Below are 24,343 nucleotides of genomic sequence, written 5' to 3'. Positions count from 1 at the left end.
GTCGAACTGCGGGGTCAACGTCGCGGTGTGATCGGCGACCTCGGCGGCGATCGGGAACTCGAACTCATCGACCCGGAAGGTCAGCGGCATGCCGGCGAGCACGGCGCCGTTGGCGGCCTTGATCTTGAACAGCCCGTCCTCGACGACCATCGAGCCGGCATCGGTCGTGACGATGGACTGGGTATCGGTGGCGTGGGCCGTGAAACCGACCGCGTCATCCGCGCCGGGCTGGGCACCGGCGGAGCCGGAAGCGATCCCGACCGCGGCGACGAGCCCCGCGGCCACCGTGACGATTTTCCTCATCTTGATTCCTTTCTGATCAGTTCTCTCTAGTTTTGCGGTACAGGCAACCGCCAACGCGCTTCGCTCCTATTGCGCTCGCGGCGTTCTGGGGAAGTCGATGATGTCCGACTGGACGGCAGCTTTTAACTGGCCTACGCTGCGCAGATTTGACGTCGGAGTCGGCGAAATCGCTTATCTATGGCGTTCGGGGCCGACCCCAATGACGACCGTGGTTGTCGACAAATTAATCGGCTGCATGCTCGCGGCGGAACTCGGTGCCACCGGATGCTGCCCTCACAGACGCAAGTGGCGGCGTTGACGCCGATTCTTCGTGCCGAGCCGATAGGGCGGTCACGCAATTGCTACCGGCTGAGCAAAGGAGAATCCTTCGACATATGAAACCACCAAACATGCAAACACTTAGACTGCAAAATGCTGAGCACGATAGCAACCGCGAGTCGAATGACGCTCGATCACTCCGCAGGTTCCCCCGAATTCGCCGCTGCGGTGAGGGCCCTCGAGTGCCGTGCCGACAAGGTCTCAGGTGGATTCGATCACGATCACACGCCACTCAACCTTTTGCCTCTTTCTACGTTTGCGCGGCCAAACTCGTAGCGTATCTGCCCTCTTGGGGCGCGCTGCGATGGCTTCTCAATCACGCGGATGGCAGTCACCCGTCCCTCCTCTTTGATCGGCGGGTTACCCTTACGCTAACTGTAAGACTTTTGTCCCGATTGTCAATATGGAAGTTCGTGAGGTGTTGGGCGCGGTACTTGGTGCCGCAACCATGGGTGTCGGCATCGCCGTCGCCGTCGCGCGCGCCGGGCACTTGGTCCTGCTCGTCGACGTCAGCCAAGAAGACTCGGGCGCTGGGGCGGGGGCGTACCTGCCCGAGAGCGTGCGGACCCGGAGCAACCCGGGCACCGCGGCCCAGGTCCGCCCCAACAACCTGACCGACGCTGTCGACCGGGCCGTGCGTGCGCACCGCAGGTGTTTGCACGATCAGCCCGCCAGCGAGGCTGCCGCGCAGTCCGCGCCCGGCTCACCCCCAGTGGCAGGACGGAGGGCAGAGTCGGCACGCCAGCGGTGGACTGAGGTCATGCGTTGTGGGATAGAGGTGTCGTGCACACCGCGATCTGCCGCGGCGAGTTGCTCGAGTCCGTGTATCGGGGCGGCTAGGGCGAACTCGCGGTGGCGCTGCGCGCGGCGGGATGGCGCGACCGCGGTGGCGGCATGCTCGACCCGGTCGTCGACGCCCTGCATCGGAGTCGGCCTCCCGGAAGTTCCCTCGACGAGACACGACTCGCGGTCGCCGCCCTCCACCAGGCGATGGCAACCGAGCCCCTCTACGGCAGCGATTTCCGTCGGAGCGCCGGCCTCACCGGTGCGGCAGCGCAAGACTCGACCGCTCACCTGTGCTGGTGGACAAGCCAGCTTCAACGCGCGCTCGACATCGAACCGGAGCGTCATTGACCCGAGCGGCGGTCAACACCCCTCGGCATCAGCAGGGCACTCCGAATCCGGTGTTCCCGCGCAATGACCGGCGAGGGGAAGCCATTCGCGACGAGCACATACCGCACGGGGGCGCGATAAGCGGATCAGCGCGGAGCCCGATGCGGTAAAGATCGAACCCTCAGTGTGTGGCAGAGATAGTCGGGCGCCGGACATCCAGTCGAGGGCGGGCCGCACGACCGCACGAGCAGCGGCCGGGTCGGAGGCCGCCAGCGCCACGGCCCCTCTCTCCCGGAGTTCGACGCATTCGGGTGTGAGTGTCGGCTGTTCGGCCCGGCAGTCAGTGGGGCTTTGCCGCGCGATCAGTCGCAGGGTTTCGAGCTTGTCAATGATGAGGGTGGCGTTTGGACGGTTCGCGGAGTGGCCACCAGCAGCGCCTTGTCCAGTTCCGGACGAGATGCAAACTTGCCAGAAGCCTTGTCGAGAAATTCTGCTCGCACCCGGCGACGGTAAGCGCGTCATGCGGGGCCTCGGGAGCTGATCGCGGGTGGAGATTTCGAACACGAGGCTGGGGCCCCAGCCCTGGCCAGAGGCGAGAAACCTCACCCGATGAGTACGAACCGCCCATCACAGGCTATTGTTGATCAAGTGCGTGACATGTCACGCCAAGCGTCGTAGATCGCATTCGCTTCGCAACTAGCGCTTGCCGCATCCGCTCTTCTTACGGCGATCGATTTTGCCCATCGGCAATCTCGCCACTTCGTGCCCCCGGCGCGGACCCGGAAGGTCCACAGACGGCTCGGGCACCACCTGATGTCCGAAAGGCCCGCAACACCTATGAGTTCTGCTGACATCTCTTTCGCCGCGCTCGGCGTGAGCGCACCGCTGGTGAAGGCGTTGACTCGCGCCGGGATCACCGAACCTTTTCCGATCCAGACCGACACCTTGCCCGATTCCCTGGCCGGGCGCGACGTGCTGGGCCGTGGCCGGACCGGCAGCGGCAAGACGCTCGCCTTCGCCATTCCGATGGTCGACCGACTCGGCGGCGGTCTCGCCGGTAGGCGCGCACCGAGCCGACCGACCGGCCTGGTGCTGGCGCCGACTCGGGAATTGGCCACCCAGATCACGGCCGCGCTGGAACCCCTCGCCGCGACCTATCGCATGACCGTCACCACGATTTTCGGCGGGGTCCCGCAGAACCGGCAGGTCCGGGCGCTGCGCGCCGGGGTCGACATTGTCGTCGCCTGCCCCGGCCGGCTCGAGGATCTCATGAACCAACGTCTGATCTCCCTGGATGCCGTCCGGGTCACCGTGATCGACGAGGCCGACCACATGGCCGACCTCGGGTTCCTGCCAGGTGTGACCCGCATTCTCGCGGCTACCCCGAACGACGGTCAGCGCCTGCTTTTCTCGGCCACCCTGGATAACGGCGTCAACAAGCTGGTGAGCCGCTTCCTGCCGGATGCCGAGCTGTATTCCGTCGATGAGGCGAACTCCCCGGTCGCCGCCATGACCCATCACGTTTTCGAAACTGCGAGCGTCGAAGCCAAGCGCGAGGTCGTACACCGGCTCGCCTCGGGTTCGGGTCGGCGAATCCTTTTCATGCGCACCAAACATCAGGCTCGCAAACTGGCCAAGCAGCTGACCCTCGCCGGAATTCCGGCCGTCGATCTGCACGGCAACCTCTCGCAGAGCGCCCGCGACCGCAACCTCGCGGTCTTCGCCGCCGGCGATGCCCTGGTGCTGGTGGCGACCGATGTGGCCGCCCGCGGCGTGCACGTCGACGGTGTCGAGCTGGTCGTGCACGTTGATCTGCCCGCCGAACACAAGGCGTACCTGCACCGCTCGGGCCGTACCGCACGGGCAGGCAACTCCGGCGAAGTGATCACCCTGGTGCTGCCCGGCGAACGACGCGACGTGGCCGACCTCATGCGCAAGGCCGAGATCACTGTAACCCCGCAACGGGTCACCGCCGATTCGCCCGTGGTGGCCGAACTCGTCGGCACGATCGCCCCATTCGTCGCGCCCTCCTACAGCGAGCGGGCGGCACGTGAAGACGACCGCCGCAGCAGCGGACCGTACCGTAGCAGTGGCGGCCCGCGCAGGAGCGGCGGCGGACCGCGCCAGAGCAGCGGCCGTCGCAACGGCAGTGCGGCGCAAGGTCAGGCGCGCGCCAAGCCGCGCGCTCACTCCGCGCGCGGAACGGTCGCATAGTGCCCGTGTTGGTCGCTCCCCCAGGCAATCCCATGCCGAGATCGCCGCGTCGCTGAGCATCGCCAGCGGATTGCCCGGCATCGAATGCTGGTGAACATGGCTGATGACGCCGGTACTGGCGGGCAACCCATCGAGCGCGAGGCAATCGCGCCTGATGGGTTGCCGTGCGATTGCGCAGCCGCGAAATCTGCAGGCGTGGCCAAGAGGGAAACGCCGGGACGCGACACTTGGACCTTAACGTCGAACGCCTCGTGCACAGCAGGTCAGGGGCTGGCGACGGCGAGTTGATCGGACCCCATCTTCGACGTGGATTCGCTATGTGTATACGGATCGTTGGCCGGTTCACGCGGTCGAAGCCGCGGGGCCGGGCGCGACAGTAGGCGGCCGGGGTTGGATCGGACCTCTGTGTCATGCCTCGACGAGTAGAGAGGCACCGCTCTCCTCCGCACGACAGGCGTACGCGGGCGCTCGATGTCAGTTCGACAGCCCAGATTGGGGTTCCGGGCAGCCTGCTTCGGCTGTCACCGAGCGAACACGTGGATGCCCGTGTTCTGACGGTGCCCGAAGCATCGCGGCGGGGCTCAGCCTAGCGATACGCATGGGGATCGAACCTCTCGCCGACTACTTGGGGCAAGAGATCGATCCAACCCTCGTCGTTCCTCTCCGATTCCACGCGAAGCTGGATTGGCCCGACATCACCGAGAGAGACGGACACTGACCGTCCGCGCTCAGCTCCGCGCGGAGTGAGGGCGAACCCCTATCCAGCACACCGACTTCCGAGGTGCCAGATGTGCAGAGTCTCACCGTCGGGACTGCTAGATGGGCTCAGAGGCAACCGAGTCGAAAGAAGAGATACGGTCCAACCGGCAGGACCCCGACGATCGTGCCGAGGCGAACCACAGGGGCCAGACCAACGGCGTTGGATACCCGAAACACAACCCGGGCCGATTCCGGCAGTGGTACCGACGCCTCCGGCGGCGGCCGTGCCGGTGCCACCGCGACCGGCAGCTCCCAGCGTCTACTACTCCAACTGCGCCGCCGCCAAGGCCGCGGGCGCCGCGCCGCTACGGCGGGGAGAACCCGGCTACAGATCAGAGCTGGACCGCGATAAGGACGGCATCGCCTGCGAATAGGGCAAACCGACGCTGGTTGCGCTGGCGCGCAGAGGAAGTGCGGCAGGACATCTGCTCACCGCTTCCACAGGTCGATCTCTGTGGTTCCTTCTCCGCGACCGACCGCGCCGGGGGTGATCGAGCGGTCTCGGGTGCATCTGCTCTGCCTCTGGGCGATGTGGAGCCACACCCGGCGATCTGCTGTCGTGGCGGATCGCGGCCGGGTTGATCGTGATCGCCCGCCCTGGTTATGGCCGTCGCGGTGTCAGCAAGTACGGGCACCTGTCGCTGCCGGCGCCGGTTCGTCGCGGAGCGGGCATCCGTATCCATGACCGGGTTCTGCTGGCCGCCGACCTGTTGCAGGCGCTGTTGGTGGTGTACCCGCCGCGTGTGCTCGGCCCGAGCCCAACGCTGGGACCCCGCTGAAATGCTGCGGGTACTGCTTGCTGTCCGAAGAAGTCACCGGCCGCGACTCCGTGACCCGGCGCCAACGCCGCAAGAACGCGAACTTCCCCACCGGCAAACCGTTCTCCCCCTGGCTGCCCAACTCGCTCGCCCTCGGGCCCGCTGGCGTTGCAGCGGAGCGCGCTTTGCAACGATGGTGGCGTGTCGAAAACGGGGAACACCAGGGCCGGTGGGGAAACGCCGGCATTGACGCCGCGGGGTGAACGAACTCGCACCAAATTGGTCGAGGCCGCCGAGCTCGTCTTCGCGCGACTCGGCTACCTCGAGACGCGGGTCGACGACATTGTCACCGAGGCAGGGGTCGCACGCGGGACCTTCTATGTCTATTTCGACTCCAAGGAAGTGATCTTCCGCGCGGTGGTGCTGAATCTCATCACCGACATGCGCGCCAAGGTGCGCTCGCGGCTCGGCGCTCAGCCCCGGACCGCAGTCGAGGCGATCGAATCGGCGGTTCGGGCATACGTCCTCGCCTTCCGCGACCACCAACGCCTGATGCTCATGTGGAGTGAAGTCGCCGGCCTCAACCCTGACATCGAGCAGCTTCGTCAAGCCGAGATCGATCTATTCATCGACCGGGCCGAAAAGATGATCCTCCGGCTCCAGGACAACCGCCTCGCTGCTCTCGATATCGACCCCCACTATGCGGCGACGGCGCTGTGTGGCATGGTGCGTGAATTCTGTTACCAGTGGGCCAAGGCCGATACCGATATCGACGCTGAGGCGGCCGCGGCTACCCTGTCCACGCTGTGGGTGCGTGGCATCGGTGTCGTCCACCGTGCGCCGCCGGTGTGATCGCACCAACTACCCGGCTCAGCGCCGGGAGTGGTCCACGGGTCGCTGACCGTGGACCACTCCTGAACACCGCGTGGGGCTGGGCCGCTACTTTGCCGGGAACGGCTCGTTGATTGTGGTGAAGTACTGGATCACCGCCGCTGTCGCGACCGGGGCGCCAACGAAAAGGGCACCGGCGACGGCGCCCACGGGCGCCAGCGCACCCGCGCCGATGAGGCAGCCGGCGACCGGGCCCGCGCCGAACATCATCGCGACCGGGCTTGTCGCCGCGGCCACTGTGACCCCGCCCAGGAGGCAGCCGATCACTCCGGCGCCGATCGCTCCGGCGACACCGCCCACCACACCGGCGACCGTGATCGTGTCTGCCATTCGGGAGAATGCGGCGACCTCACGGTCGTACGGCGTCTTCCACGGAGCCTGGTCCTGGAACGGCAGCGCCACAGGTTTCGTCTGGGCACGAGCGGGGTCAAGCGACGGCGTCAAGCGGGCGGTGTGCTTGTCGATCTGCACGTCGATGGGAAAGGCGACGTTGTTGACGTTGAATTCGGCGACGACTATGGGCTTGTCGCTGCCCTCGCGCTCCCACACTTGGCGCATGAGGATCTGGCTTCCGCCCGCCACCTGATCGGCGGAAACGATGGTGGTGCGCGTGCGAATCAAATCGGCTGCCCTGCACGGTCCTGACCTCTTCGAAGTCCGGTAACTGTCCTACGGCACAGTTCCCGACCCTGCCGCCGGTCCAAGCCGGGTCATCGATCATGCCGGGAAAGGTCAACCCGGTCATTCCGGAGATCGTCAAACAGGTCGCCTTCGAGGCCATCGGCAACGACCTGACCGTCACCATGGCGGGCGCCCGAGCAGATGTCAGATAGGTGGCCATGGGTCAGGCGCCGGGAGTCGAGCCGAGGACCGCTTGCACAGCCATCCGAGCCGCAGCCGGGTCGGCGGCCGTCAACGCCGCATCCGCGGCGCGCCGGCACTGCTCGCGAGACGTCTCGGCAAGACGGGCGCCTACCGCGGCGACGGCGCCTGCTGCCATGGACAGTGATCCGACGCCGAGGCCGACCAGGACGCAAGCCAGGACCGGATCGGCCGCGGCTTCACCGCACACCCCTACGGGCTTGCCCATGCGCTGACCGGCGGCCGCGGTGCGCGCGACGAGAGTCAGCACCGCCGGCTGCCACGGGTCGGTGAGGGCGGCCAGTGCGGGAGACATCCGGTCGGCCGCCATCGTGTACTGCGCGAGGTCGTTGGTGCCGACGGAGAGGAAATCGACGTGGCGCAGAATCGCTTCCGCGGTCAGCGCGGCGGCGGGCACCTCGATCATCGCGCCGGGGATCAGCCCCCGGTCGCGCACCTTCTCGGCGAAGGATTCCGCTTCGGCCGCGGTCGAGATCATCGGTGCCATCACCCAGGGCACCGGCGCGCGGCCGACGGCGGCTCGGGCGATCGCGTCGAGTTGCCGGTCGAGGATTCCGGCGTCGCGGGCGGCGATGCGGATACCCCGCACTCCGAGCGCGGGATTGGCTTCGTCGGGATGGTCGGCGAACCGCAGGGGCTTGTCCGATCCCGCGTCCAGGGTCCGGATCACCACCTTCGCGCCGGGGTACGCGTCGAACACTTCCCGGTAGATGCGCTCCTGCTCCCCTACCGCGGGCTCGGTTTCCCGGTCCAGGAAGCACAATTCGGTGCGGAACAGGCCGATACCTTCGGCCGGTGTCCTGCGCGCGGCCTGCGCGCTCGGGCCGTCTTGGACGTTGACCAGTACTTCCACCCGGTGACCGTCTGCGGTGGCGCCTGGCCCGGCCCAGGCGGCGTCGCGTGCCGTCCTGGCCCGGAACTGCTCGACCGCGCGTGCCGCGACCTCGGGATCGGGGTCGATGACGATGCGCCCGGACGAGCCGTCCAACAAGACGGGCGTACCCGCCGCGATTGCGTCGAGACCGGCCACCGCGACGACACAAGGAATGCCGAGTTGTCGCGCGATGATCGCCGTGTGGCTGGTAGGCCCACCGAATGACGTGGCCAAACCGACGATGAACGAAGGATCCAGCCCCGCCGCATCCGCGGGCGCGAGGTCCTCGGCGAGCAGGATCGCGGGATGCTGCGGTACCGGGATGCCGGGTTCGGGCGCGCCGGCCAGTTCGGCGACCACCCGATCGCAGACGTCCCGGAGATCTGTCACGCGTTCGGCCATCAGCCCGCCGAGCTTGGTGAACATCTCGGCGAACTGGTCGGTGGCCGCGACCGCCGCCGCACGCGCCGGTGTGCCCGCCGCGATCAGCTTCTGCGCCCCACCGAGCCAGCCGCGGTCGGTGGCCATCGCGGCGTTCGCGGCGAGAACTTCCGCGGCGGCGCCGCCGGCCCGTGCCGCACGTTCCCGCAAACGGTCCGCGACCGTCGTCGCCGCGGCCAGCAGCGCCGCCTGCTCGGATGCCCGATCGGACTCGGGAATCACATCAGCCGACTCCGCGACGTGGGGCCGGGCGCTCGGCCGGACAGCGGGCGCGAACGCCACCCCGGAAACCGCCGGTGTGCCGTCCAGTGCTAACGATCCCGTTTCTACCTGCAAAGATCCCGTCATTCCTTCGCATACCTCCACAGCTGGACCGGCGAGCCCGATTCCATGCCTGCCGGGCCTTCGATGTGATCCAGACTACGCCACAACATTGACAAAGCAACACATACAGAGATAAAACAACATAAACCAACATAGAACCGGGAGGTCGGATGTACGCCGAGGAACGGCAGCAGGCGATCGCGACGCTGGTCGGGCAACGAGGGCGCGTATCGGTCACCGAGCTGTCCGACCAGTACGGTGTCACCACCGAGACGGTCCGGCGTGATCTCGCGGTCCTGGACCGGATGGGCTTGGTCAGGCGTGTGCACGGCGGCGCGGTACCTGCCGCGGCGCTGACCGCGATCGAGCTCGGCACCGGCGAACGCGAGCACAGCCGCGCGGCGGAGAAGGACCGCATCGCCAAAGCGGCCTTGGATTTCCTGCCGCCCACCGGCGGCAGCGTTCTGTTCGACGCGGGCACCACCACCGCGCGGATCGCCGCCCTGCTGCCGTCCGACCGCGAGCTGGTAGCGGTCACCAACTCGGTGCCGATCGCGGCCCGCCTCAGCGGCCACGCCGCGGTGCGGTTGCACCTGCTCGGCGGACGCGTCCGCGGCGTCACCCAGGCCGCCGTCGGCCCCGAGACCCAGCGCATGCTCGCCGAACTGCGGATCGATGTCTGCTTTCTCGGGACCAACGCGCTCACCACCGCGCACGGCCTGTCCACCCCGGACATCGACGAGGCCGCGGTCAAGCGAGCCATGGTGGCCAGCGCGCACCGCGTCGTCGTGGTCGCCGACTCCACCAAGGTCGGCCGCGAGGACTTGGTGCGATTCGCGGAGGTCGAGGACGTCGATGCCCTGGTCACCGACACCGGCGTGCCGGATTCGGTGCGCAGCGAACTCAGCGCGTCCGGCCTCGAGGTGGTCACGGCATGATCGTCACGCTCACCGCCAACCCCAGCATCGATCGCACCGTCACCCTCACCGAGGCGTTGCACCGGGGCGCCGTGCACCGCGCCGCCACCGTGAACTCTCATCCCGGCGGTAAGGGCGTCAACGTCTCGCGGGTGATCGCCGCCGCAGGCCGCGCAACAGTGGCCGTGCTGCCTGGCAACACCGGAGATCCGCTCCTGCGGCAGCTCGGCGACGCCGGCATCGCCTATCGGGCTGTTCCGATGGCCGGGACGGCGCGAACCAATCTCACGATCGCGGAAACCGATGGGACCACAACGAAGATCAACGAACCAGGTCCGCCGCTGACCATTGCCTGCGCGGCTGCGCTGGCCGAGACGCTCGACGGCCTCGCCGGTGCCGCGTCCTGGGTGGTGCTGTCGGGCTCGCTGCCGCCGGGAGTGCCCACCGACTGGTACGTCGCACTGCTGCGGCGGCTGCGCGGCATTCCGGTGGCGGTCGACGCCTCGGACGCGCCGCTGCGGGCGGTCGCCGCCACCGTCGCCTCCCATCCGCCGCGGTTGCTGAAACCGAACGCCGAGGAACTCGGTCAGCTCACCAGTGCCGACCCCGCCGGACTGGAGGATCCGGTGGCCGCCGCACGCGCTGCCGCGACACTGGTCGAGCGGGGCGTCGGGACGGTTCTGGCGACGCTCGGCAAAGCGGGGGCCGTCTTGGTAACCCCAGATGGCGCCTGGTATGCGGCAGCGCCGAGGGTGACACCGCGCAGCACGGTCGGTGCGGGGGATTCGGCCTTGGCCGGCTACCTGCTCGCAGACTCCGACGGAGCCGAGCCTGCCGAACGGTTGCGCCACGCGGTCGCCTACGGCAGCGCCGCCGCCGCACTTCCCGGGACCGGCGTACCCGGGCCGCATGACATCGACCTCGACGCCGTCTGCGTAACGGCGCTGGACGCCCTGCACAACACCTGAAGGAGGCCATAGTGGCCGACTCGATCATCTCCGAAGATCTGATCACCCTCGACACCGACCTCGGCGCCGACAAGGAGGCGGTAATCGCCGTACTCGCGCAGCGCCTGGCCGCAACCGGCCGTGCGCGCGACGCGGCGGAGCTACGGGACGCCGCGCTCGCCCGGGAAGCCCAGTCCGCGACCGGGCTTCCCGGTGGGATCGCGATTCCGCACTGCCGCGCCGCGACCGTCACCGAAGCCTCGCTCGCGTTCGCCCGGCTCGCCCCGCGGGTCGATTTCGGCGCCCCGGACGGTCCCGCCGACCTCGTGTTCCTCATCGCCGCGCCGGAAGGCGCGGGAGCCGAACACATGAAACTGCTGTCCAGCCTGGCGCGTGCGCTGGTGAAGCCCGAATTCGTCGCCGACCTTCGCGCGGCGGCGACACCCGCGGACATATTAGCCCTGGTCGAGGCCGTGCTCGACGCCCCCGCTACCACCGCGCGCAGCATCACCGCCGCGGAGAACGCGACCGCGGGCACACCACTCGAGCACGAGGAACCGGTTGCCGAGCGCACCATCGTCGCGGTCACCGCATGCCCGACCGGAATAGCACACACCTACATGGCCGCAGATGCACTGGTCGCCGCGGGCAAACGCGCCGGTGTCACCGTGCGCGTGGAAACACAGGGGTCCAGCGGCAGTACTCCCCTCGATGACGAGGTCATCGCGGCCGCCGCCGCGGTTGTCTTCGCCACCGACGTCGGCGTGCGCGGGCGCGACCGGTTCGCGGGCAAGCCCGTCGTGGCTTCCGGGGTCAAACGAGCGATCAACGAGCCGGACGCGATGATCGCCGACGCGCTACGCGCCGCGGCCGACCCCGGCGCCGCCACCGGCCGCGCACCAAACGAAAAGTCCTTCACCACAGAGCGATCCGAAGCTCTCGGCTGGGGCACCCGCCTGCGCCAGATCCTGCTGACCGGCGTCAGCTACATGATCCCGTTCGTCGCGGCAGGCGGCCTGCTCATCGCGCTCGGCTTCCTGCTGGGAGGCTACGAGATCGCCGACAACGCCAAGACCATCGTGCTGGACAACTCGCTGACTGCGTTGCCCGCCGGCGGGCTGGCCACCTATCTCGGCGCGGTGATGTTCCAACTCGGCACTCTCGCCTTCGGCTTCCTGGTGCCCGCGCTGTCGGGCTACATCGCCTTCGCCATCGCCGACCGCCCCGGCCTCGCACCGGGATTCACCGCCGGAGCGGTCGCGGTGTTCGTCGGGGCCGGATTCCTCGGCGGTCTGGTCGGCGGACTGATCGCCGGGTTCGCGGCGCTGTGGATCGCGCGCCTCACCGTCCCGCGGTGGGCTCGGGGCTTGATGCCGGTGGTGGTGATCCCGCTGTTCGCGTCACTGATCGTCGGCGCGGCCATGTTCATCGTGCTCGGCAAGCCGCTCGCCGCGGTGACCAGCGGACTCACCCACTGGCTCAACGGGCTGTCCGGCACGTCCGCGATCACGCTCGGGATCATCCTCGGCCTGATGATGTGCTTCGACCTCGGCGGACCGGTCAACAAAGCCGCCTATTCCTTCGCCGTCGCCGGACTGGCCGTCACCGATACCGCGTCACTGCGCATCATGGCCGCGGTGATGGCCGCGGGCATGGTGCCACCCCTGGCCATGGCACTGGCCACCGCGACCAGACCGCGGCTGTTCACCACCGCCGAACGCGAGAACGGCAAGGCGGCTTGGCTACTGGGGGCGTCGTTCATCTCCGAGGGCGCTATCCCCTTCGCGGCCGCTGACCCGCTGCGCGTCATCCCGTCCATGATGACCGGCGGCGCCGTCACCGGCGCGCTGATCATGGCCACCGGAACCACGCTGAGCGCGCCACACGGCGGCATCTTCGTCTTCTTCGCCGTCGGCCACATCCTGTGGTTCCTCGCCGCCCTCGCCGCGGGCACGCTCGTCGGCGCGGTCTGCGTCACGGTCGCCAAAGAACTGGCCCGCACGCGAACCGCCGCGCCCTCCCCCATCACCGTCACCGCCGGATAATCGTCCCCCACAGAAGGAGTCCCGCCATGCCGCAGACAACTGTCGAAGTCGGCTCGTCCATCGGCCTGCACGCCCGTCCCGCCAACATCATCGCCGAAGCTGTCCAGGCCGCGGGCGTACCCGTCACCCTCTCGCTCGTCGGCGGCGATCCGGTCGACGCGGGCTCGGCGCTGATGATCATGACCCTCGGCGCGACCCAGGGCACCCCGATCGTCATCACCACCGATGACCAAGCCGCGCTGGACAAGGTCGCCGCACTGGTGGCCGCCGATCTCGACACCTGACCGGCACCACGACCGACGACTTCGTTGCACGCTTCACACGCTCCGGCGCCCAGTGGGGATGTAACACCAACGCCCTGCGCGGCTCTGCGATGGCGGTCGCGCTTCCCCCTCAGTTCATGGCCGCCTACCGGATCTTGTAATGCGTCGAAGCCTATCAATCCGCCTAGATGTCTGGTGTTCCGTCACTCGACACCAGCCACCTGACGCTCTTGGGTTGGTAGCACCATCGGCGCGCCTCATGCCCCGGCTTTGCAGAATTAATTACCGTCACTGTATGGACTGGCTGAAGCTGCTTGTTCCAACGGTTGTCGGTGCGTGTATCGCTGGTGTTGTTACCCTTCTCGCCGCGTTAGTCGGCCCTGGAACTCACCGAAGCTGGCGAATCAGGAAACTACTGGACCTGCTGAAGGACCTCGATAGAGACCGATTTCCTGGACAGCGTGCAGTGCTTCTCGACCAGGTTGGGCATCTTGCGACGGAGATGGCGGCGATCTATAGGGTTCCTCACGAGTGGCACCTATTAACGGTCAGCTACCTGCTTTATGGCGCATTGGCAGGCAGCGTTTTTGCCCTTATCTCCCTGGCTTCGTCGGCATCAGGAGGATTTCTCCTCCTGGCCTCTATTATCGTCTTAATTCTAATTTTCGTCACTTACGTGGCAATGAAGCCGGCCCAGGCCGCCTTGAATTATGTAAAATTTCACCGTGCGGAGTTTGTTCGACAGGGGTTACCGGAATCGTACGAGCTTCCGCCGCCGCCAAAGCCTTGGTGGTTCCGGAAATAGGGCCGCGGGGAATCGCCGCGGACTGGACCGGCGTTGGATGGGTGTGGTGTATCACCTGCCTACGCCTGGACTGCGACCCCGACATCTCGCCGGGCGTGTGTGGTCAGCCCGGGCAGTACCAGAGTCAGCCAGCGGGCGCGTGCGGATTCCGGTTGGTCGGTGGGGGCTGCGGAGAACAGCAGATAGATGTCGCTGACGGTGACATCGGGATGGATGTCACCGTCGGCCTGCCCGGCCTGTATGAGCGCGGCCACCGCTGCGCCGGCGCGTTCCTCCTCCGCGCTCGCCGCGGGGTCGGCGCCGAGTGTGTCGGCGGCGACTTTGGCGGCCTGGTTGGTTGCGGTCAGTTCCACGACCCGGGACAGGAATGCGGCCAGTTCGTCGAGCGCCGAGGCACCGGATTCCACGCGCGCACACGCGGCTTCGGCGTCGTCGGCGACCTGGGTGACGTATTCGATCACCACAGCCGCGACCAGGTCTGTCTTGGTCGGGAAGTGCCGGTACAGGGTGCCGACCGCCACTCCTGCGGCTGCGGCGATCTGATCCATTCCCGCGTCGGATCCGTGGACGGTGATCTGCTCGCGTGCGGCGGCGAGGATCTTGGTGCGGTTGCGGACCGCGTCGGCGCGCGGCGCCCGGGGCTGGCTCATGAACTTCTCTCAACGGTCGATCCGACACTTGCCAATAACGTGAACTGTAGTTCATCATATAACGTGAACTATGGTTCATTCTACTGTGAGGAGACGACATGACCACCAAGACCGCCCTGGTCACCGGTGCCTCTTCCGGCATCGGCGAGGCCACCGCCCGAAAACTCGCCGGCCTCGGCTACACCGTCTACGGTGCGGCCCGGCGCACCGACCGGCTGCAGAAACTCGCCGCCGACGGCATCAAGCCGCTGGCGATGGATGTCACCGACGACGCGTCGGCGACCGCCGGTATCGCGCAGATCGTCGCCGAGACCGGTCGCATCGATGTGCTGGTCAACAACGCCGGATACGGTTCCTACGGTGCGATCGAGGACGTGCCCCTCGACGAGGCCCGCTACCAGTTCGAGGTCAACGTGTTCGGCGCAGCGCGGCTGGCCCAGCTGGTGCTGCCGCACATGCGTGAACAGCGCAGCGGCACCATCGTCAACATCACCTCCATGGGTGGCAAGATCTACACACCGCTGGGCGGCTGGTACCACGGCACCAAGTTCGCCCTGGAAGGACTCAGTGACTGCCTGCGACTGGAGGCGAAACCGTTCGGCGTGGACGTCGTGGTGATCGAGCCCGGCGGCATCGCCACCGAATGGGGCGGGATCGCCGCCGACCACCTGCGCAAGGTTTCCGGCGATACCGCCTACGCCCTCCAGGCCCGGGCCGTGGCCACCTCGCTGAGCTCGGAGGCCAGCGCCAAGCGCAACTCGCCGCCGCAGGTGATCGCTGACGCGATCGGCAAAGCTGTCACCGCCCGACGCCCCAAGACCCGCTACACCGTCGGGTTCGGCGCCAAGCCGTTGATCTTCCTGAAATGGCTGCTGCCCGATCGCGCGTTCGACGCACTCATCAAACGCGCCACCGGTGTGCGCAACTGAATGATCCAGGGAAGTCGGCCGGGGAAGCGAGGCGAACGGCGTCGCGGGGGCGAAGACGCGGCCACGACCGTTTGACGAGGTCGGTCGATCGGTGCACGGACCAGCGACTGTAGCGGTGCGTCGACGCCGACATCCACCCACCGACGACATGCACGTCTCCCGCCGAGATGGCCGTTGTTCGGGTGGACAATGGGAAGATGCACCCGCACGGGAGGCTGCCCGGCTCGCGGAAGGGTCTGAGTAGAGCTGAACTGCTGGCCGCGATATCGCTCGCGATCGACCTCGGTCTGGGTCAGCCGATGGAACACATGCTTCGGTCGTCCTTGATCGCGACACGGATCGCCGAGCGGATGGGCCTCGACCTGCAACAGCGAGCGACCGTGTACTACGCCAATCTGGTCGGGTGGATCGGTTGTCACGCCGATTCCCACGAACTCTCCGCGCTCTTCGGCGACGACATCGCCTTCCGGGCCGACACCTACACGGTGGACATGACCGGCCTGCCGTTTCTGCGGCTGATGATGAATCATGTTGGACGCGGGTTGCCAGCTTGGGAGCGCGGCATCCGTGCCACCACCTTTCTGGTCGCGGCTCGCGGCCAGGTCGCCACACTGATCCAGTCGCATTGCAGTTCCGCCCGGGTTCTCTCCGATCGGATGGGCTTGGACGGGCAGGTCGGAGAGGCGCTGGGCTATGTCTTCGAACGCTGGGACGGCCGGGGGTTGCCCAACGGTTCCCGGGGCGAGGACATCCCGGTCGAGATCCACATCGCTCACGTCGCGGACGTCATCGAGGTGCACCTGCGGACGGGGGGGCTCGAGCACGCGAAGGAGGTTCTCCGTTCTCGGCGCGGCAGTCAGTTCAGTCCAGCCGTGGCGGCGGTGTTCGATCGTGACGCGGCGGCGATCGTGGACGGGTTGCTCGAAATCGACGTATGGACCCACGCGTTGGCCCAAGCACCGGATCGTGACAGAACCCTGACGGCCGAGGAGAGCGACGGGTTACTCGAGGCTATGGCTGATTTCGTCGATCTCAAATCGCCATTCACACTGGGGCATTCGCGTGGCGTCGCGAATCTGGTGGCCAGAGCAGCCCGACACCTGGGGATGTCGCCGTCGGACATCACGCTTCTCTACCGTGCCGGCCTAGTGCACGGCCTCGGAAAAATGGGAGTGTCCAACCAGATCTGGGAGAAGAAGGGGCCGCTCACTACGGCTGAATGGGAACGGGTACGGATGTATCCAGATCTGACCGGCCGGATCCTGAGCCGAGTCAACGGCTTGGAGTCGGTGGTGCCCGTCGCGATGAAGCACCGGGAACGGATCGACGGGTCCGGCTTCCCCCGGGGGATCGCCGGCGCGGAGTTGACCGCCCAGGACCGGCTGCTTGCCACGTCGGAGGCTTATCAGGAACTGCTCGAGCCGCGGCCCGACCGGCCGCCGCTCGATCTTCGCGGCGCTGCCGATCAGTTACAAAAGGAGGCGCGTGCCGGACGCTTCGACGCCGAATCGGCTGCGGCCGTGCTTGCGGTGGCCGGTCCGCGGATATCGCGGCGGACGCCCTGGCCGGCCGGGCTGACCGACCGCGAGGTGCAGATTCTGCGACTCGTCGCGCAGGGCCGGTCGAACCGAGAAATCGCTGCCGAACTGTTCATCGCCGAGAAAACGGCGCGGAACCACGTTGAACGCGTCTATGCCAAGCTCGGCGTCAACAACCGCACGCAGGCCAGTCTCGCCGCGATCGATCGGGGTCTGGCGGGCATCCCGGTCAATGCGGCCGTGGGAAATTGAAGCATCCGCTGCTCCGAGTACTTCAGCTCGGCAACCACCGATGATGCTGCCCGGTGCGATATCGACGTCATCGGGTCGGCGTGCAGTCGATGTGCGTCGAGGGTGGACGGGCTGCCGGACGGACAGGTCGGCATGCGGAGCGCGCCGGAGACCCGGCTGATCAGCACAGTCGGGACCCGATCACGGGTTGGCAGAGCCGACATCGCGCGTCCGGTTCGTGGCCCGGGCGGCGGCTCGCGGTGCCGCATGCCCGCGGCCCGCCGACATCTGTTCAGACATATGGCGGGCCGACTGCGCTGGGCCATCATCGCCGGGATGCACCGGGCCGGGATCGCCGATCCAAGACCCAGACCGTGGCCAGCATGAGGACAACGGCAAACGAGGCGAGTGCGACGAGACTCGCGCTGGTGCCTCCGTGGAAGGTGTCGCCGTAGGCGGACATGGCCGGCAGTGTGGCGGTGTACCGGTCGAGATCCAGATCGCGACCCAGCGCTTCGAATGCGTGGCGGTTGGATAGGCCGAGACTTATCAGGCGCCCCGGGAAAGCCATCTCGTCAACGGGGACTATGGCGCCACCGAACAGAACCTGAGGGAAGCAGAGCATCGGCAGGGCGAGGGCAGCCTGCGCGGCGTTGGAGACCGCGGCCGAGGCGAGCAATCCGAGGGCCAGTGCCGAGGTCGCCTCGATCACAATTGTCACGAACAGGAAGGCGGACACGTCCCATCCAACGGCGGGGAGCCGACCGAGTGCCCGCAGCACACCGAGGAGCACCGCGCTCACTCCAGCCAGTACCGGAAGCAGCGCTGTCACCTTGGATGTCACGTAGGCGCCCACGTTGAGTCCGGCCAGGCGCTCCCGCCGGAAGACGGCCATTTCCCCGACGATCTGGAGCAGGCCGTACGTAAGGCCGAAGAAGAAACCTGCGAATGCGATCCAGAACACGATCTGGGCCGGGCCGAGGTCGGCTTCGCTACGCGGATCGAATGCGCCGCGCTTGAACAGCGTCGCCATCATCGCAGTGACCAGCACCGGTGACCCGAGCAGGACCGCCAGGGTCAGCCGGTTGCGAAGGAGAACATCGACATTGCGTCGTGTGAGTAGCCACCATTGCCGGACTGGGCCCGTGCGCTTCATGTCGTAACTGGTGGCAGGGACAGGCATAGGAGCCGAGCCGGGCCGGGCTTTCGACTTCCCACCGCTGTCCGCGAATCGCTTCGCCCAGATCTGGGGGGTGTGCTCACGAGCCAGGCGGTCGTACACCTCGGCGAGATCCTCCACGCCGAAATAGCGCCGGGCCTCGGCCGGGCTGCCGGTGAAGGCCAGGTGGCCGTCGCGCGCCAGGAATACCACCCGGTCGCACCGGTCGATACCGGCCGGCTCATGGGTCGTGAGGACGACTGTGACCCCGCGCTGACCGAGTCGGCGCAGCAGGCGCATCACGTCGGCTGCGGTCGATGGATCGAGTCCGGAGGTGGGTTCGTCGAGGAAGAAGAGGTGTGGCCGGGTCAGTAGCTCGACGGCGATACTGGCCCGCTTGCGCTGTCCGCCGGAGAGCGCACGGACCGGCACCTCGGCCCGATCAGCCAGGTCGAGATCATGCATGGTCTCTTCGACCACCCGGTCCGCCTCGGCCGCCGATGTGCCTGCGGGCAGCCGCAGCCGCGCCGCGTAGCGCAGCGTGCGGCGCAGGGGCATCTCGAGGTGGATGATGTCCTCCTGGGGCACGTAGCCGATACGGGAATCGGCGCTGACTCGAGCCCCGCGAACGACGCCGTCATGCCGAACCTCCCCAGCAGAGGGTGGTCGCAGTCCCGCGAGGATCTCCAGCAATGTGCTCTTTCCCGCTCCACTGCCGCCGGCGATGGCGACCACCTCGCCTGGTTCGATCGACACCGACAGCTCCTGGAGAATCTGCCGCGCCCCGACCTGCCGGCTTACGTTGACCGCATCGACCCGCCCGCCGCCCTGGACTCCGAATACGTGATCCGAAATGTGCTTACCGCCCCGCTCGACGGTCGGTGGTTCGAATGTCCATTCGGTCGTGACCGGTGATCTCCGTGATTCCTGAACTCGTTTCGTCATGCCCTGATCATCGGTCCGTCGCCGCCGTGGTCGCATGAGGCGTTTGCCTCAAATCACGCCCACCGTCCCCGGCGTGAAGAATGACCGAAACGGCCTCAGCAGCGGCCATGCGTGCGGTACAACCGGATCCTCGCGGTGAGAGCGATGCACCGGAACTGGCCCTAGGGGAAGCTCATACCTGATCCTCCCCGGGCTGCGCACGGATGGCGAGTAGGTAGACGATTCCGAGCTCGTCGCCCACAGCGTGGGCTCGACGTATTCGGCCAGCCCGACGAGGGTTCCGGGTTTGTGGCGGTGCAACGGGCGGCGGTCCTGCACAGTTTGCCCTGTCTGGAATTCTCGCCGGAGAAGCCACCGCCCCTGGTGGCACGGTTGACGCAGCCGAGCGCATCAGGAAACGCTGAGATCGGCGAGGGATTCGCGTTGCACTCCGCGGTGGATCGGCACTGTGGCCTCGGGGAATTCTTGGACGAGTTGTACGCCGCACGCATCGAGTTCGTCCAGGAAAGCCGGGAGATGCCGCATCGCCCCGGTGGGGAGGTCGTGTAGAACGACCAGGCTCCACGGTCGTGCATGGATTTCGGCCAGGCACCGTGGCACCCAGTCGTCGGGTCGATCCCAGTCGTGTGGGACGTTGTTCCACAGCACGCAGGTGTAGTCGTTCGCTCGTAGGTAGGTGATCGCGGCCGGGTTCAGCAGCCGCCGATCGAGGATGCCTCCGCCGCCGTAGGGCCGAAACAGCTTGTCCGGGTGAGCGAGTGGCCCGAGCAGCGCTTGCGCCTGGCCGATCTCGCGCGCGGGGAGGCTCGGGTCGTCGCTGTCGCCGAACTGGATCGAATGGCTCATGGTGTGATTGCCGACCCAGTGCCCTTCGGCGGCGGCCCGTTCGGTCAGGGCGCGCCGGCCCGGTTTCTCCAATTCGGCGCCCACGACGAAGAAGCTGGCCAGGATCCCTCGCTCGGCGAGGGTGTCGAGGACTTCGCCCGTGGTTTCGGTGGGGCCGTTGTCGAAGCTGAGAGTGACCTTCATCGAGCTCCTTGTGTTGTTCAGGCACCGCGGGCGCGCAAGCCCGCTACCGCCGTGTCGGCGACGAACTCCGCGTGCGCGCGGATGGCCTGCGGGTCCAGCGGATCGAGTGGGTCGAGTTTTATGGCGAAGGGCACCAGGCTGAATGGGGCGGTACCTCCGTGCGCGACGAGGAAATGCAGGCTGCGGATGTCGGCGGTGGTGAGCACGCCCCGGTCGACCAGGATTTTCAGCGGGCCGGTCAGGCGGTTGTAGAGCGGCTCGACGTGGGTTTGAAACAGGTAGGCCAGCCGGGGGCTGTCGGTGGCCGCTTCGACCGAGACCAACCTCAGCACCTGCGGGTGGGAGGCGTGCAGGCACAGGAAACGCACGATCGTCTCCCGCACGGCACCCAGCAGATCGGTGGCGGCCAGCTGCGCGTCCAGGGTCATATGCTTGTCGATCTCGCCGAAGGCCCAATCGACGGTGGCGACCCAGAGCCCCTCCTTGGACCCGAAGCGCTGATGGATCAGGTTGTGACTGACCCCCAGTTCCCGATTCAGCGCGGCCACCGAGGTGCCGTCGAATCCGTACGCGGCGAAGACGTCCAGCGCCGCGGACAGGATGTTGGTCAGCGACGCCGGTGACAGATCCGCCGGCGGGCGGCCCCTACGTGGCTTGCTGGTCATGCGGCCAACACTAGCCAGGATATTGACGATCATCAACATCTATGATTAATTGATGACCATCAATTTAATGTCATGACGCGGTGGAGGTGCGCAATGAAGCGAGAAGACCACGTAGTCGGCGACACATTCGCCTACCGATATCCGGGCCCGGACGCCGATCACGTGCTGTTGGTGCAGCACGGGACAGGAGGCCACGGAGGGATCTACGACCGATTCGGGGCGCACTACGCGGGACTGGGCGCCGAGGTCTGGACCATGGACGCACCCGGGCACGGTCGCTCGTGCACCGACCGCCCTGCCGGGCAGTTCACCCTCGCGGAATGGGTGGATGCGGCCCTGGAGGTCACCGACCGCATCCGTGCCACCACGGGGCTGCCGGTGTTCATCAAGGGATCGTCGCTGGGCACCGCCGCGGCCTACAGCGCATACGCCACGTCGGAGGCGTACTCCGGGGCGATCCTGATGGGATTCGTCATCCCCTCCTCGCCCCTCATCCCCACCGATAACCCCTTCCGCTCACCAGTGTTCGATCAGATGGTCGCCCACTTCGGTGCCGCGCTGCGGTTCGACATCGATCGCTTCATCGACTTCGACCAGGACTACGGCTTTCGCGGCGCCGGCGCGCAAAAGCGCCGCGACCCTTTGAACACCTGGTCCTACGACCTGGCTTCGTGGGCGTCGATCCTGCGCTACGACCCTGCGGTGCCGTTGGCCGAGAACACCAAACCCATCCTCTACGCCGTCGGAGCGAAGGACCCTATATTCCCTGGCCCGGTCGCGCAGGCGGTCGTCGACGCGACCAGTGGACCGGTCGACTTCTACATCCAGCCCGACGGCGTCCACCAGTTGATGTTGTTCCATACCAGCGAATACGCCGACGTCGTCGCCACATGGTGCCGCGACCGGCTCGACACCCTCGACGCCGCGCCCACCACTCACGCCGGCACCGCCCGGCGCTGAGCATCACCGGCACACGTCGACAGGCTCTCCATCCGCGCGCTTCTGCAGCGCCGATCAGATCGAAAGCAGCACACCCACAATGAGACTCGCCAACCTCGACGGCCGGGCCACCATCGTCACCGACGACGGCGTCATCGACATCGCTCACGCCTCCGGCGGCACGCTGCCCAGCGACCCCGACCACGCGATCGCGAACCTCGACCGGATCCGCGTGTGGTTCGACACCACACGGCCGAAAGCCGATCCGAGCCTGACCCGCGCCGATCTACACGCCGAACTCGAACGCCTCGGGCCACCGGTCGTGCGCCCACACCAGATCTTCGCCGTCGGACTGAACTACGCCGGGCACAGCGCCGAGACCGGTCTGGCCGTGCCGACCCAACCGCTGGTGTTCACGAAGTTCACCTCCTCGATCACCGGTCCGGCCGACGACATCGCGCTGCCGACCGACACCTGTGACTGGGAAGTCGAACTCGTCGCGGTGATCGGCCGCGGCGGCCGCGACATCCCCGCCGCCTCCGCGCTCGATCACCTCGCCGGGCTCTGCGTGGGCCAGGACATCTCCGAGCGGACCGCTCAGATGGCCGGCAGCCCACCGCAATTCAGCCTCGCGAAGAGTCACAGGGGATTCAGCCCCATCGGACCCTGGCTGACCACCATCGACGAAATTCCGGACCTCACCGACCTGGCCCTCCAGACCGTGCTCGACACCGAGGTCGTGCAGTTCGCGCGAACCAGTCAGATGATCTTCGACGTCGCATCCCTGGTCAGCCACCTGTCCTCAGTGTGTGAACTGCTGCCCGGCGATCTGATCTTCACCGGAACGCCCGAGGGCGTCGGCTACTCACGCAGCCCCGCCCGCTTCCTGACCCCGGGGACCACGATCCGCTCGGTTATCGGAGGACTCGGCGAACTACGCAACACCTGCACGGCCGGATAGGAGGCCACCATGTCCCTCGCGACCATCATCACCGCACTGCTGGTGCTCCTTTTCATCGTCACCGGTGCCAGCAAGGCCCTGGCGACCACCCGATCACGCACCGACGCCGAACATTTCGCCATCCCGATGCCTCGATTCCGGCTACTGGGCCTGTTCGAACTCGCCATCGCCGCTGCTTTGGCGATCGGAGTGGTGATGCCCCCGCTCGGCGCCGTCGCGGCCACGGCCGCCGCCGCACTGATGGTCGCGGCGCTGATCTACCACCGCTTGGCCCACGACCAGGCCACCGCGTATCTACCTGCTGTCGTCACCTTCGTCGCCAGTGTGGCGCTGGTGACGCTCATCGCGACGTCCTGACGATCGCCGCCCGAAAGGAGCATCCCCATGTCACTGTTCACCCGACGCGGCACCGCCACTCGGCCGCCGCTGTTCAACGCGTTGGCCACTCTCGGAGGCCTCGGGCACAACGCCTTCGAGCGCTGGGCCGGGGTCGGCGTCTTCCTCGAACCCGAGCTCGGCCGCCGCGCCACCAACGTCCTCTGGTCGGTGACGCCAGTATTGATGTGGCGCAAAGCCTTACGCAATCGACCCGACGATGGGCCCGCGCTGGCATTCAACGCCGGGATCGCCGTGGCCTCGGTTCTGGTCCACTTCACCGACTGGCCGTGGTCGCTGCGATACGGGTTCCTCCCCTGGCTGGACGAAGCCGAGGGCCTGCACCCCGACCAGCTACCCGCCTACAACATCGTCCTGTGGACGTGGTTCGCCGGCGGCCTCGGCAGCATCCTCGTCGAAACCCGCCGCGAGAACCTGAAGTTCGCGGCCGCCGGCCTGGCCGCGGGGCCGCTGCTGCTGGCCTCGGCCCGCCACCACTTCACTTGGGCCCGCGAGCAAGCCCACACCGGAGATACGGCCTGGAGCTCGGCCTTCGTCGAGAAGGTCAGCTGACACCAGCCCTTCCACACCGTCTGCATGTCGGATTCCGATCTCTGCGCCAGGCCATCGATTCGATACCCTCACTCCCAGCGGGGCGCCTGGTCTTCCACATCTTCGCCGCGCTGGCCGAATTCATCCGCGAGCCGATCGTCGACGGCACCGAGTAGGGCTTGGCCCGCGGGCAACGCCTCGTCCGACCACCGGCGATTACCGCCGATCCACCAGGCCCGTGTCAGGCGGAGGAGACCGTCTCCTCGATCGCGAGACTGCTCGGCGTATCGGGCTCGACGAACTACAACTATCTGCCCAAGACCGGGCCGATCCGCACGAGACCCAGAAGGGCGAGATGGGTCGATGAGCTGCTGGAGCGGTTCGCCGCAGTGCGACTGCGGGAAATCCCTACCTGGGAAGTGGGAAAATCTGTATTGCGGGGTGTAGACATTCTGGAGGACGGGGTGTAGTTTCTGTGTCGTTGGAGATGAGATGTCTGGTTGGCCGGGCAGGTGA

22 protein-coding genes and 3 pseudogenes are annotated in these 24,343 nt (G+C 67.1%); 18 read left to right on the top strand and 7 right to left on the bottom strand.

Annotated elements, in window-relative coordinates; all coding sequences use genetic code 11:
* A pseudogene (locus ACWEH3_RS32930) lies at positions 1-303 on the bottom strand (hypothetical protein); the annotation flags it as partial.
* 721 nt (positions 304-1,024) lie between these two features.
* Here ACWEH3_RS32930 and ACWEH3_RS32925 point away from each other — a divergent pair.
* From ACWEH3_RS32925 to ACWEH3_RS32900, 6 genes and pseudogenes are all read left to right on the top strand, one after another.
* Positions 1,025-1,195: pseudogene (locus tag ACWEH3_RS32925) on the top strand (3-hydroxyacyl-CoA dehydrogenase NAD-binding domain-containing protein); the annotation flags it as partial.
* 278 nt (positions 1,196-1,473) lie between these two features.
* Positions 1,474-1,755 carry a hypothetical protein gene (locus tag ACWEH3_RS32920; protein ID WP_450024815.1) on the top strand — a complete coding sequence of 94 codons (282 nt, stop codon included), beginning with the start codon at positions 1,474-1,476 and terminating at the stop codon, positions 1,753-1,755.
* A gap of 816 nt (positions 1,756-2,571) precedes the next feature.
* A complete protein-coding gene (locus tag ACWEH3_RS32915; protein WP_450024813.1) occupies positions 2,572-3,948 on the top strand; it encodes a DEAD/DEAH box helicase in 1,377 nt (458 codons plus the stop codon).
* Between the two features lie 788 nt (positions 3,949-4,736).
* Positions 4,737-5,081: an excalibur calcium-binding domain-containing protein gene (locus tag ACWEH3_RS32910; RefSeq protein WP_450024811.1), complete on the top strand. Its 345-nt coding sequence runs from the start codon at positions 4,737-4,739 to the stop codon at positions 5,079-5,081.
* 204 nt (positions 5,082-5,285) lie between these two features.
* On the top strand, positions 5,286-5,486 hold the full coding sequence (locus ACWEH3_RS32905; protein ID WP_450024809.1) for a hypothetical protein: 201 nt from the start codon (positions 5,286-5,288) through the stop codon (positions 5,484-5,486).
* A gap of 258 nt (positions 5,487-5,744) precedes the next feature.
* Positions 5,745-6,317 carry a TetR/AcrR family transcriptional regulator gene (locus ACWEH3_RS32900; protein WP_450024807.1) on the top strand — a complete coding sequence of 191 codons (573 nt, stop codon included), beginning with the start codon at positions 5,745-5,747 and terminating at the stop codon, positions 6,315-6,317.
* Between the two features lie 87 nt (positions 6,318-6,404).
* On the opposite strand, the gene ACWEH3_RS32895 is transcribed toward ACWEH3_RS32900, so the two are convergent.
* Complete coding sequence (locus tag ACWEH3_RS32895) at positions 6,405-6,977, bottom strand: hypothetical protein (protein ID WP_450024805.1); 573 nt, start codon at positions 6,975-6,977, stop codon at positions 6,405-6,407.
* Between the two features lie 47 nt (positions 6,978-7,024).
* Between ACWEH3_RS32895 and ACWEH3_RS32890 the strand changes: the two are divergent.
* Positions 7,025-7,165 (top strand): annotated as a pseudogene (locus ACWEH3_RS32890) (lyase family protein); the annotation flags it as partial.
* Positions 7,166-7,200: 35 nt separating this feature from the next.
* Here the strand turns inward: ACWEH3_RS32890 and ACWEH3_RS32885 are convergent.
* Positions 7,201-8,901 carry a phosphoenolpyruvate--protein phosphotransferase gene (locus tag ACWEH3_RS32885; RefSeq protein ID WP_450024803.1) on the bottom strand — a complete coding sequence of 567 codons (1,701 nt, stop codon included), beginning with the start codon at positions 8,899-8,901 and terminating at the stop codon, positions 7,201-7,203.
* A gap of 146 nt (positions 8,902-9,047) precedes the next feature.
* Between ACWEH3_RS32885 and ACWEH3_RS32880 the strand changes: the two genes are divergently transcribed.
* From ACWEH3_RS32880 to ACWEH3_RS32860, 5 genes are all read left to right on the top strand, one after another.
* Positions 9,048-9,815, top strand: a complete 768-nt coding sequence (locus tag ACWEH3_RS32880) for a DeoR/GlpR family DNA-binding transcription regulator (RefSeq protein ID WP_450024801.1) — start codon at positions 9,048-9,050, stop codon at positions 9,813-9,815.
* Positions 9,812-10,762 (top strand): 1-phosphofructokinase, encoded by a 951-nt coding sequence (gene pfkB / locus ACWEH3_RS32875; RefSeq protein WP_450024799.1) that lies wholly within the window; start codon positions 9,812-9,814, stop codon positions 10,760-10,762. Before ACWEH3_RS32880 ends, pfkB begins: the two co-directional genes overlap by 4 nt.
* Positions 10,763-10,773: 11 nt before the next feature.
* Positions 10,774-12,786, top strand: a complete 2,013-nt coding sequence (locus ACWEH3_RS32870; protein ID WP_450024797.1) for a PTS fructose transporter subunit IIABC — start codon at positions 10,774-10,776, stop codon at positions 12,784-12,786.
* Positions 12,787-12,812: 26 nt separating this feature from the next.
* On the top strand, positions 12,813-13,070 hold the full coding sequence (locus tag ACWEH3_RS32865; protein ID WP_450024795.1) for an HPr family phosphocarrier protein: 258 nt from the start codon (positions 12,813-12,815) through the stop codon (positions 13,068-13,070).
* Between the two features lie 274 nt (positions 13,071-13,344).
* A complete protein-coding gene (locus ACWEH3_RS32860) occupies positions 13,345-13,854 on the top strand; it encodes a hypothetical protein (protein WP_450024793.1) in 510 nt (169 codons plus the stop codon).
* A 59-nt stretch (positions 13,855-13,913) separates the two neighbouring features.
* On the opposite strand, the gene ACWEH3_RS32855 is transcribed toward ACWEH3_RS32860, so the two are convergent.
* Positions 13,914-14,504 carry a TetR/AcrR family transcriptional regulator gene (locus tag ACWEH3_RS32855; RefSeq protein WP_450024791.1) on the bottom strand — a complete coding sequence of 197 codons (591 nt, stop codon included), beginning with the start codon at positions 14,502-14,504 and terminating at the stop codon, positions 13,914-13,916.
* 98 nt (positions 14,505-14,602) lie between these two features.
* Between ACWEH3_RS32855 and ACWEH3_RS32850 the strand changes: the two genes are divergently transcribed.
* Together ACWEH3_RS32850 and ACWEH3_RS32845 are read left to right on the top strand one after the other, a co-directional pair.
* Positions 14,603-15,433: an oxidoreductase gene (locus ACWEH3_RS32850; RefSeq protein WP_450024789.1), complete on the top strand. Its 831-nt coding sequence runs from the start codon at positions 14,603-14,605 to the stop codon at positions 15,431-15,433.
* A 197-nt stretch (positions 15,434-15,630) separates the two neighbouring features.
* Positions 15,631-17,223 carry an HD domain-containing phosphohydrolase gene (locus ACWEH3_RS32845; RefSeq protein ID WP_450024787.1) on the top strand — a complete coding sequence of 531 codons (1,593 nt, stop codon included), beginning with the start codon at positions 15,631-15,633 and terminating at the stop codon, positions 17,221-17,223.
* Between the two features lie 304 nt (positions 17,224-17,527).
* Here ACWEH3_RS32845 and ACWEH3_RS32840 read toward each other — a convergent pair whose 3' ends face one another.
* From ACWEH3_RS32840 to ACWEH3_RS32830, 3 genes are all read right to left on the bottom strand, one after another.
* Positions 17,528-19,342 (bottom strand): ATP-binding cassette domain-containing protein, encoded by a 1,815-nt coding sequence (locus ACWEH3_RS32840; protein WP_450024785.1) that lies wholly within the window; start codon positions 19,340-19,342, stop codon positions 17,528-17,530.
* A 354-nt stretch (positions 19,343-19,696) separates the two neighbouring features.
* Positions 19,697-20,335 carry a polysaccharide deacetylase family protein gene (locus tag ACWEH3_RS32835; protein WP_450024783.1) on the bottom strand — a complete coding sequence of 213 codons (639 nt, stop codon included), beginning with the start codon at positions 20,333-20,335 and terminating at the stop codon, positions 19,697-19,699.
* 17 nt (positions 20,336-20,352) lie between these two features.
* Complete coding sequence (locus ACWEH3_RS32830; protein ID WP_450024781.1) at positions 20,353-21,039, bottom strand: TetR/AcrR family transcriptional regulator; 687 nt, start codon at positions 21,037-21,039, stop codon at positions 20,353-20,355.
* Positions 21,040-21,093: 54 nt separating this feature from the next.
* Between ACWEH3_RS32830 and ACWEH3_RS32825 the strand changes: the two genes are divergently transcribed.
* From ACWEH3_RS32825 to ACWEH3_RS32810, 4 genes are all read left to right on the top strand, one after another.
* Entirely contained in the window at positions 21,094-21,960 is an 867-nt protein-coding gene (locus ACWEH3_RS32825; RefSeq protein WP_450024779.1) for an alpha/beta hydrolase, read from the top strand.
* 79 nt (positions 21,961-22,039) lie between these two features.
* The gene (locus ACWEH3_RS32820; RefSeq protein ID WP_450024777.1) at positions 22,040-22,900 is read left to right on the top strand and encodes a fumarylacetoacetate hydrolase family protein; all 861 of its coding nucleotides are present in this window, start codon (positions 22,040-22,042) and stop codon (positions 22,898-22,900) included.
* A gap of 9 nt (positions 22,901-22,909) precedes the next feature.
* A complete protein-coding gene (locus ACWEH3_RS32815) occupies positions 22,910-23,257 on the top strand; it encodes a DoxX family protein (protein ID WP_450024774.1) in 348 nt (115 codons plus the stop codon).
* A 27-nt stretch (positions 23,258-23,284) separates the two neighbouring features.
* Positions 23,285-23,848 carry a hypothetical protein gene (locus ACWEH3_RS32810; RefSeq protein WP_450024772.1) on the top strand — a complete coding sequence of 188 codons (564 nt, stop codon included), beginning with the start codon at positions 23,285-23,287 and terminating at the stop codon, positions 23,846-23,848.
* The last annotated feature ends 495 nt before the right edge of the window (positions 23,849-24,343 follow it).

It is taken from the genome of Nocardia sp. NPDC004718, from assembly GCF_053601535.1.
This window is presented reverse-complemented; position numbering and strand designations above follow the sequence as displayed.